The sequence below is a fragment of the Candidatus Nitrospira nitrificans genome (assembly GCF_001458775.1).
Taxonomy (GTDB): Bacteria; Nitrospirota; Nitrospiria; order Nitrospirales; family Nitrospiraceae; genus Nitrospira_D; species Nitrospira_D nitrificans.
On sequence record NZ_CZPZ01000012.1, the window covers coordinates 375435 to 389597 of the forward strand.

At 57.3% G+C, this 14163-nt stretch carries 9 protein-coding genes; 7 read left to right on the forward strand and 2 right to left on the reverse strand.

Going from position 1 to position 14163, the window contains the following annotated elements; all coding sequences use genetic code 11:
- The first annotated feature begins 149 nt into the window (after positions 1-149).
- From uvrA to COMA2_RS09925, 4 genes are all read left to right on the forward strand, one after another.
- Entirely contained in the window at positions 150-2657 is a 2508-nt protein-coding gene (gene uvrA / locus COMA2_RS09910; RefSeq protein WP_090897407.1) for an excinuclease ABC subunit UvrA, read from the forward strand.
- A gap of 254 nt (positions 2658-2911) precedes the next feature.
- Positions 2912-3499, forward strand: coding sequence for an AbiU2 domain-containing protein (locus COMA2_RS09915; RefSeq protein ID WP_090897176.1), 588 nt, complete (start codon positions 2912-2914; stop codon positions 3497-3499).
- Positions 3500-3818: 319 nt separating this feature from the next.
- The gene (locus tag COMA2_RS09920) at positions 3819-4148 is read left to right on the forward strand and encodes a DMT family protein (protein WP_090897179.1); all 330 of its coding nucleotides are present in this window, start codon (positions 3819-3821) and stop codon (positions 4146-4148) included.
- A 260-nt stretch (positions 4149-4408) separates the two neighbouring features.
- Positions 4409-6817, forward strand: a complete 2409-nt coding sequence (locus COMA2_RS09925) for an ATP-binding protein (RefSeq protein ID WP_175304524.1) — start codon at positions 4409-4411, stop codon at positions 6815-6817.
- A gap of 260 nt (positions 6818-7077) precedes the next feature.
- Here the strand turns inward: COMA2_RS09925 and COMA2_RS20175 are convergent, their stop codons facing one another.
- A complete protein-coding gene (locus tag COMA2_RS20175) occupies positions 7078-7236 on the reverse strand; it encodes a hypothetical protein (protein WP_175304512.1) in 159 nt (52 codons plus the stop codon).
- A 1-nt stretch (position 7237) separates the two neighbouring features.
- Here COMA2_RS20175 and COMA2_RS09930 point away from each other — a divergent pair, with 1 nt between their 5' ends.
- From COMA2_RS09930 to COMA2_RS09940, 3 genes are read left to right on the forward strand one after another with little or no spacing between them, the layout of a single operon-like run.
- Positions 7238-8380, forward strand: a complete 1143-nt coding sequence (locus tag COMA2_RS09930) for an FIST N-terminal domain-containing protein (RefSeq protein WP_090897181.1) — start codon at positions 7238-7240, stop codon at positions 8378-8380.
- Positions 8381-8386: 6 nt separating this feature from the next.
- Complete coding sequence (locus COMA2_RS09935) at positions 8387-11665, forward strand: PAS domain S-box protein (protein ID WP_090897183.1); 3279 nt, start codon at positions 8387-8389, stop codon at positions 11663-11665.
- Positions 11662-13236 carry an ATP-binding protein gene (locus COMA2_RS09940; RefSeq protein WP_090897186.1) on the forward strand — a complete coding sequence of 525 codons (1575 nt, stop codon included), beginning with the start codon at positions 11662-11664 and terminating at the stop codon, positions 13234-13236. The genes COMA2_RS09935 and COMA2_RS09940 overlap by 4 nt, the downstream gene beginning before the upstream one ends.
- A 100-nt stretch (positions 13237-13336) precedes the next feature.
- Here COMA2_RS09940 and COMA2_RS09945 read toward each other — a convergent pair whose 3' ends face one another.
- Complete coding sequence (locus COMA2_RS09945; RefSeq protein ID WP_245630957.1) at positions 13337-13912, reverse strand: TIGR00645 family protein; 576 nt, start codon at positions 13910-13912, stop codon at positions 13337-13339.
- Positions 13913-14163 lie beyond the last annotated feature (251 nt).

A 14163-nucleotide genomic window follows, 5' to 3' on the forward strand; every position in this document is an offset into this window, starting at 1 on the left:
TTCATCAGCTTTCCCTCATCCTTCGCATCCGCATCGACCATTCGGCAGACACCTTTACCCAGCATCCTCGTGCCCGTCTTCCATCGAAAACCGAAATGGTTGGCGTCCACCGGCCGCCGTTCATCCCGCCATGCTATAATCCCACGCTTATGGGTAATTCGATCGTCATCAAAGGGGCACGGGAGCATAACCTCAAAAACATCGACGTGGAAATTCCACGCGACAAGCTGGTGGTGATCACCGGCTTGAGCGGCTCGGGCAAGTCGTCGCTCGCTTTCGATACGATCTATGCGGAAGGGCAGCGGCGCTATGTCGAATCCCTCTCGGCCTATGCCCGGCAATTCCTCGAACAGATGGGGAAGCCGGATGTCGATTCGATTGAAGGCCTGTCGCCTGCCATCTCCATCGAACAGAAGAGCACCAGCCATAATCCTCGTTCCACCGTCGGCACGGTGACGGAAATCTATGACTATCTCCGCCTGCTCTTTGCCCGCGTCGGGCGGCCCTACTGTTTTCAATGTGGCGAAGAGATTACCGCGCAGACCGTGCAACAGATGGTGGACGCGATTGCCTCGCTGCCGGAAGGCATGAAATTCCAGATTCTCGCCCCGATCGTGCGTGGGCGAAAGGGGGAATACCGGAAGGAACTGCTGGAGATGCGCAAGGCGGGCTATGTCCGCGCGCGTGTCGACGGCAAGATTGTCGATCTTGGGGAAGATCTCACGCTCGATAAACAGAAGAAGCACACGATCGACATCATCGTCGATCGGTTGGTGATGAAATCCGGCGAGGCGCTCATGCGGCGACTGGCGGATTCTGTCGAAACGTCGGTCAAGCTGACGGGCGGGCTGGTCGGTGTGCTGACGGACGACGGCCGGACCAGGCTCTACAGCGACCGGTTGGCTTGTATCAAATGCGGCGTGAGTTATCCGGAGGTCGAGCCCAGGATCTTTTCGTTCAATAGCCCGCACGGAGCGTGTCCGGCTTGCGACGGCATCGGCTCTGTCATGCCCCCCGGCTGTCAGGAGGAAGCGGATCTCACGCTGCTGGAGCCCTGCGCCGTCTGCCATGGGGCGAGGCTGAGGCCGGAAAGCTTGTCGATCAAATTGGCGAAGCAGTCGATCGCCGAGGTAACCAGCCTCTCGGTTCGCGCGGCAGCCGACTTTTTCCTCTCGTTGAAGTTTACCGACCGTGAACTCGTGATCGCCCATCGGATCTTGAAAGAGATTCGGGAGCGGCTCGGGTTTCTTGTCAATGTGGGGCTGGACTATCTCACGCTCGATCGGGCTGCGGCGACCTTGTCCGGGGGCGAGGGGCAACGGATCAGGCTCGCCACGCAGATCGGGTCAGGCTTGGTGGGCGTGTTGTATATCCTGGACGAACCGTCTATCGGACTCCACCAGCGCGATAATCGTCGATTGTTGCAGACGTTGCTCAGGCTGCGAGACCTGGGGAACACCGTCGTCGTCGTGGAACATGATGCCGAGACGATGATGGCGGCTGACCATGTCTTGGATATGGGCCCTGGCGCGGGCTCGCAGGGCGGGCATGTGATCGCGCAGGGCACGCCTCAGCAGGTCATGGTCGACCCCAACTCATTGACCGGCCAATATTTGCGTGGCATTCAGACCGTGTCTGTCCCGCAGCGGAGCCGGAAGCCTCGGGGGACACTGTCGGTAGTCGGAGCGCAAAAGCATAATCTGAAGAACGTGACGGCGCGCATTCCGATGGGTCTCTTCACCTGCGTGACGGGGGTCTCCGGATCAGGGAAAAGCACGCTGGTACTGGAGGTGCTCTTCCATTCCCTCTCGCAACTGCTCTACCACAAGAAGCCGAAGATCGATGGGTGCAAAGACCTCAGGGGCGTGGATGCGCTCGACAAGGTGATCGATATCGATCAATCGCCCATCGGGCGGACACCGAGGTCGAATCCTGCCACCTATACGGGCCTCTTTGGTTACATCCGCGATCTCTATTCCAATCTGCCGGAATCGCGCGTCCGTGGTTATAAACCGGGGCGGTACAGCTTCAACGTCAAGGGCGGCCGATGCGAAGCCTGCCAAGGCGACGGCCTCATCAAGATCGAGATGCATTTCTTGCCGGACGTCTATGTGACCTGCGAAGTGTGCAAGGGCCAACGGTACAACCGCGAAACTCTCGAAATCCACCATAAGGGCAAGAGCATCGCCAATGTGTTGAATATGACGGTGGACGACGCGTTGGAGTTCTTTGAACACATTCCGTTGATCAAAACGAAACTCCAGACCCTGCACGATGTCGGCCTGCACTATGTGAAGCTCGGCCAATCGGCGACGACGCTCTCCGGCGGCGAAGCCCAGCGGGTGAAACTCTCACGCGAGCTCTCCAAGCGAGCGACGGGGCGGACGATGTACATCCTTGATGAGCCGACGACGGGATTGCATTTCGCCGATGTGCAGCGATTGCTCGATGTGCTGGATCGGCTGGTCGAAGCCGGCAATACGGTGCTGGTGATCGAACATAATTTGGATGTCATCAAGAATGCGGATTGGATCATCGACCTGGGGCCGGAGGGCGGAGATCGTGGCGGCGAAATTGTGGCGGAAGGGCCGCCGAAAGAAATCGCCAAGTCGAAGCGATCGTATACGGGACAGGTGTTGAAGGAAGCAGGGTTGTAAGGGCGGATCGTTCGAGAGTCGGCATAATGTAATGGACAGTGGTTGCAACTGGTCTCATACGCATAGTCGAGCGCGATTCTGAAGCGCGATAAGAATCGCATGCCATCGCACTCGGCACCCTTTATGGCTGTTATCTCTCCTGCGCTTGCCATGCCGATTCTCGAATGATCCATCCCTTCCATCCCCGCTAAGAAGGAAATGGAGAAGTGGTGGTTGATGGTGCGCATGGGCCTTAGCTACATCGTGGAAAGTAAATGACTAATATCCGCGAAATTGAAAAGCAGTTTGAGACCTACCGCGCCAATCTAAACTCCGAGGCTACCCGGTTGGCCTGTTATGTCGCGTTATATAAAAGACTGTATGAACGGAGGAATGATCGTCTCCGGGAGATGAATCTGGCTCCAGCTTTCTTCTTGACCGCAACAGATGCTCTCTTTTCTGCCATCATCCTCTGGGTCGACAAGCTATTTGTTGAGAAGGGTCAGAGAGGTATTTTTAACTTCTTGGCATTTGTGGAGTCCAACCTCAGCATGCTTGCTATTGAACAGCTAAAGCGTCGGAAAAACTATCCTGATGGACATTGGATGCTGGCTAGAGACGCAATTACGCTTCAGACGGTTAATGCGAATCGTGAACGAATCAGGAATCTTGACTGCCTGAAAAGCTTTGCAATACGCAGGGACAAGTTTCACGCACATTTTGACAAGGAGTACTTTTTTGATCGCCATCGATTGGAAGACGACGCGCCGTTGGTATGGGTGACTTTGAGAAAGTCATCGAGGTCCTCTCTGACATCATCAACCATTATTCAACTGCCTATGACGGAAATGTGTTTGTGTTGACTCCGCAGAATATCAATGACCTTGATGACCTATTGAATCGTTTACACAGGACTATGGATTGAGTGGAAGGTGATGATGTTTTGACTAGTTGCGGCAATACGTCGAAATTGAAAGGATGGGAATGCAGACAACCCTCATGCGGACGATCTCGAACATCTTCCTGACCGCTACCTCGTATAGGTATTCCACCTGACAAATGCATCGATGTCTCGCAAGTTATCCCGATAGTTCATCCCGGTAATTGAGCATTTACTTTCCTGCCGCGCGAACTCAAGGGACAATATGCCAGCATTGCTCAAAAGAAGGAGGAGTCGGTCCGATGCAGACTGTCGCGTTGTTGACGATTTCGAATGTGTTCATGACGCTTGCGTGGTACGGCCATCTGAAGTTCAAGGACTATCCCTTGTTCACGGTGATTCTGGCGAGTTGGGGGATCGCCTTCATCGAATATTGCTTTCAAGTGCCGGCCAATCGGATCGGCCATGGGCAATTCACTGCGGCACAGCTCAAGACAATTCAAGAGGTGATCACGCTGGTCGTTTTCTCGATCTTCTCCGTTGTGTACCTCAAAGAAGCGTTGAAGTGGAACTATGTGGTGGGATTCGCGTTGATTGTGGTGGCGGTGTTCATCATTTTTAAGGAATGGTGACGGTCAGCGGCTTGCCATACATGCCGCCTACTCCTTCCGGTTGATCTGATCACTCCTCTCCCGCTTGCAGCTCGTCTTTTAGGCCACTACAATATCGCGAAATTTATCTTGATCGTCGAGCGAAGGGGGACAGAGGCATGCCGAAGGCAAAGAGGACCGACTCGAGTGCGAAGGCCGAGAGCGCCGCCGAGAAATCCACGGCATCATCCGCGCCGATCCTCTCCACGGCGGAGGATTTCGAAAAACTCGGCATCTTTTACATGGGACGACCCTATGATCTTGCCGCGAAACAGGCCAAGCCGGGATGGCTGCTCTATGATTCAAAAGATCTGGTGACCCACGCGGTGTGCGTCGGCATGACCGGCAGCGGCAAGACGGGTCTTTGTCTGGCGCTGCTGGAAGAAGCAGCCATCGACCATATCCCCGCCATCATCATCGATCCGAAGGGGGACCTCGGCAACTTGATGCTCACGTTCCCGTCGCTCCAGGGCGAGGACTTTCAACCCTGGATCAACGAAGACGACGCGCGCAAGAAAGGCTTGTCGCCGGCCGATTACGCCAAAGGCCAAGCGGAATTATGGGCCAAAGGCCTGGCAGGGTGGCAACAGGACGGGGCGCGCATTCAGCGATTGCGGGATGCCGCGGATGTGGCGATCTACACGCCGGGCAGCAACGCCGGATTGCCGGTCTCCATCCTGAAATCGTTCGCCGCGCCGGCTGCCGATGCGCGGGAAGATGCGGAGTTGCTGCGTGAGCGTATCAGTACAACGGTCACGAGTCTGCTCGGCCTGCTCGGCGTCGAGGCCGATCCGATCCAGAGCCGGGAGCATATTCTCCTCTCCACGATTCTCGACCGGACCTGGAGGAAAGAAGAGGATCTTGATCTCGCATCATTGATCCAAGCCATTCAATCGCCGCCGGTCTCGAAGATCGGGGTCATGGATGTCGATTCATTTTTTCCATCAAAAGATCGATTCGCGCTCGCGATGAAGCTGAACAATCTGCTTGCCGCGCCGGGCTTCCAGGCCTGGCGCGAGGGAGAAGCGCTCGATATCCAATCGCTGATGTATACGCCGGCTGGCAAGCCCCGCTTGGCCATTTTCTCCATTGCGCATCTGAACGACGCGGAGCGCATGTTCTTTGTGACGTTGTTGCTGAGTCAGATGGTCGGATGGATGAGGGCGCAGTCCGGCACCACGAGTCTGCGCGCGCTGCTCTACATGGACGAGATCTTCGGCTATTTCCCACCGGTCTCGAATCCGCCGTCGAAGTTGCCGTTGATGACCTTGCTCAAGCAGGCGCGCGCGTTCGGGCTCGGAGTCGTTCTTGCCACGCAGAATCCCGTGGATCTCGACTACAAGGGCCTGGCCAATACCGGCACCTGGTTCATTGGGAGATTGCAAACCGAACGAGATAAGGCCCGTGTCTTGGAGGGGCTGGAAGGGGCTTCGTCCAGTGCCGGGAAGCGGTTTGATCGTGGCCGCATGGAGCAAACGCTGGCCGGCCTCGGCAATCGAATCTTCCTGATGAATAACGTGCACGAGGACGAACCGGTCGTGTTCGAGACACGGTGGTGTCTGTCCTACCTCCGTGGGCCTCTCACCAGAACGCAGATCAAAGCGTTGATGGAGCCGGTGAGACGTGAAGCGTTGGGCGTGAAGCGTGAAGCGTTCGGGGCTCCCAACCCAGCCCTCAGCACTCACCACTCGGCCCTACAATCACGACCGATGCTGCCGCCGGATATTCCGCAGCATTTTGTGCCGTGGCGTGGAACGAAACCGGATGGAAGCGAGCTGGTCTATGCGCCGATGCTGCTGGGAGCGTCGCACATTCGCTTCTCCGACTCGAAGAACGGCATCGACAGCGCGCGGGACGTCATGGTACTGGCGCCTATCACGGATGATCCCGTCGCGGTGGACTGGGACCGATCGATGGCCGCGGATCTGGCGGTAGCCGATCTGGAACAGCATCCAGAGGAGAACGCACAGTTTCTTGCCCTGCCTGCGAGCGCGGGCAAGGCGAAGCGCCATGCCGATTGGAACAAGGACTTCGGCGGCTGGCTGTTCCGGACACAGAAAGTCGAGTTGTTCAGGAGCCCCAGCACGAAAGACCTGTCGAAACCAGGGGAGTCTGAGCGGGATTTCCGCGTGCGGTTGCAGCAGACCGGGCGGGAACAGCGCGACAAGGGGGCTGAAGCGCTTCGCCAGAAATATGCCTCGAAGATGGCGGCGCTTCAAGACCGGATCAGGCGCGCGGAACTCGCCAAAGAAAAGCAGCAAGCCGAATCCCGTTCCAGCCAGGTGCAAGCGGCCATTTCCGTCGGGGCCTCCATCCTCGGAGCCTTCCTCGGCCGGAAGACGATCAGCGCCTCGAACATCGGCCGTGCCACGACCGCGATCCGCAGCGCGGGTCGGGTCATGAAAGAGTCAAAAGATGTGGGCGTAGCCGAAGAAAATGTCGCAGCGATTCAGCAGCAGCTGATCGACCTTGAAGCCCAATTTAAGTCGGAGAGCGACGCGCTGACCGCGGCCACCGCCCCTCTGACTGAAAAACTCGAAACGATTTCGATCAAGCCCACCAAAGCCAATATTGCCGTCAAGCTCGTGGCGCTCGCTTGGACGCCCCACTGGCGTGACAAGGATGGAAGCCTGACAGCCGCGTGGTCATGACGCGAAGCCGAAGGAAATCGGATATCGCTGGTTAGCTTGAGCTTTTCTTCCGACAGTCATGTAGCTCCCCGTGACTTCCCTCCTCCCAGGTTCCTATCAAGTTTTGTGATCGAGCGACCGAAACAATAGGGTATGGGTTTACTGGAAACCAATGTAGTATCAGGGAGTTCCGTGGCAATGTTCTTGTCCGAACCAGCCGATTCTTCCACTGACATCCAACAGTTCCGGCAGGTCTTCTTTCCACAAGGGCCTACTCAGAATCAAAGACATGGCGGTGCCGCCTTCGTGGAATTGTCCGGCTTCTGTGGTTTCCTACGATCGAGGTTCAGCCGACAGGCAGCGACTCGTTGCGCAGCGGACAGATCCTCTACTCCTGAGAAGCGGATGGCCGCATAGCCTTCAACCTGAAGGAGCAACATGATGGAAGTTCATACCCTTCGTTACGATCAGAAAGAACGCTGGTCCGTCACAAATCGTCCACGGATTGACTCACGCCGAACATTGGTGTTGCTGTTCGGGCCTTCCGGCTTGCTCGATTCGGCCGACCCGCTCAACGAGGTGATGGGTGACTATCCTGAATCGGTCGTCATGGGATGCTCGACTGCCGGAGAGATTCTGGGAACACAGATCTTTGACGAAAGTGTGAGTGCCGCGATCGTACGCTTTGACCATACGGATCTTCGGATGGCCAGCGCCCCCGTGCAGTCGATGGACGACTCGTTTGTCGCCGGGCAGGATATTGCCCGCCAGCTGAAAGATGCTCGATTGCGAGGCATCCTCGTCCTTTCAGATGGACTGTGCGTGAACGGGAGCGAGCTGGTCCGAGGCCTCAATGCTGCGGTCCCGACCTCCGTTGTCGTGACCGGTGGATTGGCCGGAGACGGCGACCGTTTTCGTCGAACCTGGGTGTTGCAAAACCGACGGCCGCAAACAGGCTTTGTGACGGCAGTCGGGTTCTATGGCGATCGCATTCGGATCGGGCATGGATCGAAAGGGGGCTGGGATCTGTTCGGCCCGGAGCGTCGTGTGACGAGATCGAAAGGAAACGTCCTCTTTGAGCTCGATGGTCGCCCCGCCCTCCAGCTCTACAAGGAATATCTCGGCGATCGAGCTGCGGGATTGCCGGCGACGGGGCTCTTGTTTCCGCTCGCGTTGCGCGCCAGCGAATCGGACGCCAAGAGCCTGGTCCGAACCATTTTGGCCGTGGATGAGCGGGAACAGTCGCTCACGTTCGCCGGCGATATTCCGGAAGGAGCGTTCGTGCAGTTGATGAAGGCGAATTTCGACCGGCTCGTTCAAGGCGCGTCGGAGGCGGCCTCCTCCACGAAGCCATCGACGGACGGCGGTTCTTGCACCCTTGCGATTGCGATCAGTTGTGTGGGGCGGCGTCTGGTGTTGGGGGAACGAACGGAAGAAGAAATCGAGGCGACTCTGGATGTGCTTCCCAAAGGGACCAGACAGATCGGGTTCTACTCCTACGGGGAGCTGTCCCCCTTTGCGACAGGAACCTGTGATCTCCACAATCAGACGATGACGCTAACGACGTTAAGCGAAGCGGCGTGATCGTTCATGCACCCGATGCTGGCTCGACAACTGAAACGTTTAGACCTGGATGAACAGCATCCGCCGCCGTCACTCGAGGCTTGGAGCAAGTTGCTTGAGCGGATTGAACGGAGCTATGTGGAGGCCGATCAGGGCCATGCGCTCTTGGAGCGGTCGCTGGCTCTCTCCTCGAAGGAGATGCAGGATCTCTACGCTCAGCTCAAACAGACCAGCGACACACAACTGGCGCGGGAACGCAATAAGCTCCAGGCCGTGTTGTACTCGCTGGGGGATGGCCTCTGTGTCGTCGATCCGGCGTGGAAGATCCAGATGACGAACCAGGCGGCTGAACTGTTGTTGGGAGAAACGGCTCGCGCCCTCATCGATCGTCCCGTGTACCAGATGATTTCTCCGGGACCGGGGGAATTCCGAGAAGAGTGTTTGATCACCGATGCGACGTTTCCGCCTCTTGAATCCGGCGAGCCATATCGGACGGACGACGGCTTGCTGGTGAAGGCAGACGGCCAGCTGGTCCCGATCTCGTTGGTGGTCACGCCGATGCTGTCGGACCGTGGAGTGATGGGAGCGGTTCTGGTCTTCCGGGATATCAGTCAGCAGAAGCAAGTCGAACGAGAACGTCTGCGCATAGAAGGCCTTCTCCGGCGCATTCAAGCGGGATTATCCGAGCTGGCCAAGAATGCGCACGTGTACGGCGGTAATCTCCAAGGCGCGGTTCAAGCCGTCACCCGCGTGGCCGCGGAATGTCTCCATGCGGAGCGAGTCAGCATCTGGTTTTTTACCGATGATCGATCCGGCCTTCACTGTGCTGATCTGTATCAGCTCGCCACTCGAGAACATTCTCAGGGGCTGGCGTTGAGCGCGACGGATTACCCGAATTACTTCCGGGAACTCGAAACCGAACGTGTCATCGCAGCCGATGATGCTCAAACGGATACGCGAACAGCGGAATTTACGGCGGGCTACCTGGCTCCGCTCGGCATTACCTCCATGCTGGACGTGCCCATTCGATCGGAAGGCCGGATGGTCGGCGTCATTTGCCACGAACACATCGGCCCGAAGCGACAGTGGATGATGGAGGAACAGCATTTTGCCGCATCCGTCGCGAATACGGTGGCCCTCGCGATCGAGGCCGCCGATAGACGGAAGGCCGAACAGGCGCTCCGAACCAGCGAAGGACGCCTGATGACGACGGTACAGAGCACGAACATCGGGATTTGGGACTGGGATCTGAATACGAACGACGTGTATTTCTCGCCCGAGTGGAAACGGCAACTTGGGTATGAGGATCATGAGCTCGCCAACACGTTTCAGGAATGGGAAAGCCGGATTCATCCTGAAGACCACGAGCGGTCATTGGACGCCATTGAGGCGTATTTGAACGGGCGAACCTCCGCGTTCGAGAATGAGCACCGTCTTCGTCATAAGGATGGGTCGTACCGATGGATTTTTGCACGCGGAACCAAGGATGAAAGTGAGTTATTGCCCCGCATGGTCGGGATCCACATCGATATAACCGACCGCAAAACAGCGGAAGGGCTGCTGCGTCAGGCCAAGGAAACCGCCGAAGCCGCCAGCCGGGCCAAGAGTCAGTTCCTCGCGAACATGAGTCATGAAATTCGGACGCCTATGAACGGCGTGCTCGGCATGGCGGAACTCATGCTCCGATGCCCTCTCGGCGACAAAGAACGTTATTTGACGGAATCCATCCATCGATCTGGTTCGATCCTGCTCGCGCTGATCAACGACATCTTGGACTTCTCAAAAATCGAAGCCGGGAAATTACAACTGGAGGCGATCCCGTTTGAGGTTCGTCGGACGATTCAGGAAGCGATTGATCTGGCGATGTCCGAAGCGCAGAAAAAGCATCTGAAGCTATCGTGGCATATTGCCGATGATATTCCCGTTTACCTGCTCGGTGATCCGACGCGGCTCGGGCAAATCATCGTCAATCTGGTCGGCAATGCCGTCAAGTTCACAGAGCGGGGCGGCGTCGAGGTGGCTGTGTCCCTAGAGAGCCAGCAAGGGGAGACGTATGGATTGTCGGTCATGGTACGAGACACAGGCATCGGCATCTCCCCCGAGGCTCAGGCGTATATCTTTGCCGCGTTTTCCCAAGCCGACGGCTCAACCACAAGGAAATATGGCGGCACCGGCTTAGGGCTGGCGATCGTTAAGCAACTCGTCACGATCATGGGTGGGCATATCGAGATTCAAAGCGCTCTGGGAAAGGGATCCACCTTCAGGTTTGACGCATATTTCAAACGATGCGACCCTGTCCGGATGTCGCTGCCGTCTCCCGCCGAGAAACGCGGCATCGGCGGTGAAACGTTCGTCCATCCTGCGAAAGGATCAGATCTGGTCCGCATTCTGTTGGTTGAAGACAACCCGGTGAATCGAGAAGTCGCCTGCGGCATGCTGGAAACGTTCGATCTCCAAATTGAGACGGCTGAGAACGGGCGAGAGGCGGTCGCTGCGGCCGCGGTGGAGGGCGCGGAGTACTCGCTCATCTTCATGGATTGCCAAATGCCTGAAATGGATGGATTCACCGCGACTCGATTGATCAGAGAACATGAGGCGGCCAAAACTGTTTCGAGTTCGGGGTTTCAGGTTTCAGGCTTCCGAATAGAAACTCGAAACCAGAAACGCGAAACTTTTCCCCGCGTGCCGATCGTTGCGCTCACGGCACATGCGATGCAGGGAGATCGAGAATTATGCCTTGCCGCAGGCATGGACGACTACCTGACAAAGCCATTTACGCTGTCTCAGCTTGAGCAGGTGCTGGCCCGTTGGGTGTCCAAGAAGAGAGCCGGCCCGGTCGATGGGGTCGGCGCGTCGTCGAGTGTGCCGTTGCGACGGAACGATCACCGACCGCAGGACGTTTTTCAAAAGGCGGAAACACAGCGGGACACGAATGTTGAATCGGCGGCGATTGATCAATCAGCGCTCGCCGCCATCCGCGCCGTGCAACGACCAGGCCAACCCGATATCGTCGCGCGCATCGTGAGGCAGTACATGGACTCGTCGCCGGAGATCCTCGATCGGATACGCCGTGCCGTCTTGTCACGAAATGCGGCTGAGCTGCGTGCCGCCGCGCATCTTCTGAAGTCGAGCAGCGCCCAGCTGGGAGCCATGGCGGTGGCATCCGGCTGTCGTGATCTGGAAATGATGGGCGCCAGTCAAGAGCTGGAGCGAACGGAGGAAGCGCTCAGGACACTGGAGCGCCACTACGCCGCGGCCTGTGTCGCCTTTCATGCTGAAATCAGCAAGGGGAGGGCGGCGGCATGACGGAGGAACGTCGCCCCACGGTTCTCCTTGTCGATGATGATACCGTCGCCCGCCTGCTGGCGCGTGCGGCGCTCGAGCAAGCCGGTTGGACGGTCGAAGAGGCGGAAAATGGACGTCTTGGGGTTGAGGCGTTCGTCCGCCATCTTCCTGATCTGGTACTGCTGGACATCATGATGCCGGAAATGGACGGCTTTGCCGTGTGCGCCGAGTTGCGGCGGATTCCGGAAGGCGCGCATACACCTATCCTGATCATGACCGGGCTGGAGGACTATCAGTCGATTACTCACGCCTATGACGTAGGGGCTACCGACTTCATCGTGAAGCCGATCAATGGCCTGCTCCTTGGGCATCGGGTCCGCTATATGGTACGGGCCGGTCAGGCCATGCGAGACCTACGAGACAGCCGGGAGAAGTTGGTGCGGGCTCGCGACGCCGCGCTTGAAGGCGCCAGGCTGAAATCTGAATTTCTGGCGACGATCAGTCACGAGATTCGAACGCCGATGAACGGCATCATTGGAATGGATGAATTGTTGCTCGATACGGAGCTCTCCCCTGAGCAACGAGACTGCGCCGAAACGATCAAGGAATCCGCCGACGTATTGCTGGGAATCGTCAACGACATCTTGGACTTTTCCAAACTGGATACCGGTCGCGCCACGGTGAATCGGGAGGAGTTTGTGCTGAGTCGAGTGGTCGATGACAGTGTGGCGGCGTTCCGAGCGCGGGCACAAGAGAAAGGATTGGTCCTGCGCCAGGACATCATGTCGGCGGTGCCGACGACGCTCTGGGGCGATCCGGCTCACCTCGGGAGGCTTCTCTCCCTGTTGCTCAGTAACGCCGTGAAGTTTACTGAGCGTGGGGAAGTCTACGTGCACGTTCACCCGGTCTCTCAGCCGTCCGATGAACCGATGTCCGGACAACGGATCGGCGCTGGTCGTATCCGATTTACCGTGGCCGATACGGGGATCGGCATCAGCGCGGCGGACGCGCAACGATTGTTTCAACCCTTTGTGCAGGTAGACGGATCCTATCGGCGCAAGTATGGGGGCACCGGCTTGGGATTGGCGCTGGCCAAACAGCTCGTCGAGCTGCTGGGGGGAACGATTGCATTTGAGAGTACGCCGGGGAAGGGGAGCCGCTTCTGGTTTGACCTTCCGCTTGCACGCGCCGGTGACGGCGTGCCGGAGACAGTCGGATCTCGTGACGCGCTGGTCTATGTGAGCGAAATCGTCAGTCAAGCCGTTATTAACAGAACATTGGAAAAACTCGGATATCGCGTCCATACCCTGTCGGATGTCGAAGATCTGGCCAAGATAGGGCCGGAGCTTGCGCCCACCTTGTTCGTTGTCGAGTGCAACGTACTGGCTCAGGAATCAGTGCGCATGCACGTGCGAAGGTTGAAGGAGCGCTTCTCTCGGTTGCGAATTCTAGGGCTGGCGCAGGAGCCGTTCGGTAGCGAGGTTGCGGCGCACCTTCCGTTCCACATCGACGGACGTCTTGGCAAGCCGTTGACGGTCGAAGCGATCAAGTCGGCTGTTGAGACCAACGGATCCTCCAAACTCGCCGCCTAGCAGCTCTCGAATTCTGTGCCTGCGCCAGCAGGTTATCGACAAACCATTTCCGCTTATGGAAAACAGGGAGCGACGCTAGAGCCTCTAGGGCCTCTTCACCTCAGTGCTTCTTGTCCTTTTGCATGATCTTGTCGGTCCATGCCAGTAAAATGGCGGACGCTAAGAAGGTCATGTGGATGAAGATCTTCCACTTCAAATGTTCCGGGTTTTCATTGGCGACGTCGACAAATCCTTTCAATAAATGAATGCTGGAGATGCCGATCAAGGAAGCCGCCAGCTTGATCTTGATGGTTCCAGGATCGACATGAGTCAGCCAATCGGGGCGATCCGGATGTTGCTCCAAATCCAGCTTGCTGACGAACGTCGCATACCCTCCGATGATCACCATGGTCAGCAAATTCGCGACCATCGTCACATCGATCAATCCCAGAACTCCCAGCATGAAGACCGTCTCATCCATCTTGTTGATGTGGAGCACCATTTCCCAGAGCTCGACGAGAAATTTGTAGGCATAGAGCAGCTCCGCCACGATGAGTCCACCATAGAGCGGAGCTTGAATCCATCGACTCGCAAAGACAATGGATTCGAACGTGGCCTCGACGTGATTGGCGGCTGAGTGTGAAGTCTTCGGTGGTCTGTGCATATCGTGGGATTCGGTCGAATCAGAATCGAACATCAAAACCCTCCTAGCTGGACAACGATGCGGGCTCTTTCCCGTGACGAATCGACGACGGAGCGTATCCTAGTTAGTGAATGCGAAGCTGTCAATTCCATGTGTGCGTGGTGTCGATGGGCCGCGCGAGCCGTCCAGCCTGCCCCGGGCGATGGGCACGTTCCGCATGAGCCAATGCCTGCTGCAATTCACAAACTTGTCGGCGAGAATCGACTGGCAGGTTATTGACGAACTATCTGACGACCAAGGGATGA

What these genes read in the sequence shown, in the direction of transcription:
- COMA2_RS09930 (WP_090897181.1), top strand. Translation starts at nt 7,238, where the DNA reads ATGGAAGTTCATACCCTTCGTTACGATCAGAAAGAACGCTGGTCCGTC.
- COMA2_RS09935 (WP_090897183.1), top strand. Translation starts at nt 8,387, where the DNA reads ATGCACCCGATGCTGGCTCGACAACTGAAACGTTTAGACCTGGATGAA.
- COMA2_RS09920 (WP_090897179.1), top strand. Translation starts at nt 3,819, where the DNA reads ATGCAGACTGTCGCGTTGTTGACGATTTCGAATGTGTTCATGACGCTT.
- COMA2_RS09945 (WP_245630957.1), bottom strand. Translation starts at nt 13,912, where the DNA reads ATGTTCGATTCTGATTCGACCGAATCCCACGATATGCACAGACCACCG.
- COMA2_RS09925 (WP_175304524.1), top strand. Translation starts at nt 4,409, where the DNA reads ATGGGACGACCCTATGATCTTGCCGCGAAACAGGCCAAGCCGGGATGG.
- COMA2_RS09940 (WP_090897186.1), top strand. Translation starts at nt 11,662, where the DNA reads ATGACGGAGGAACGTCGCCCCACGGTTCTCCTTGTCGATGATGATACC.
- uvrA (WP_090897407.1), top strand. Translation starts at nt 150, where the DNA reads ATGGGTAATTCGATCGTCATCAAAGGGGCACGGGAGCATAACCTCAAA.
- COMA2_RS09915 (WP_090897176.1), top strand. Translation starts at nt 2,912, where the DNA reads ATGACTAATATCCGCGAAATTGAAAAGCAGTTTGAGACCTACCGCGCC.
- COMA2_RS20175 (WP_175304512.1), bottom strand. Translation starts at nt 7,236, where the DNA reads ATGTTGCTCCTTCAGGTTGAAGGCTATGCGGCCATCCGCTTCTCAGGA.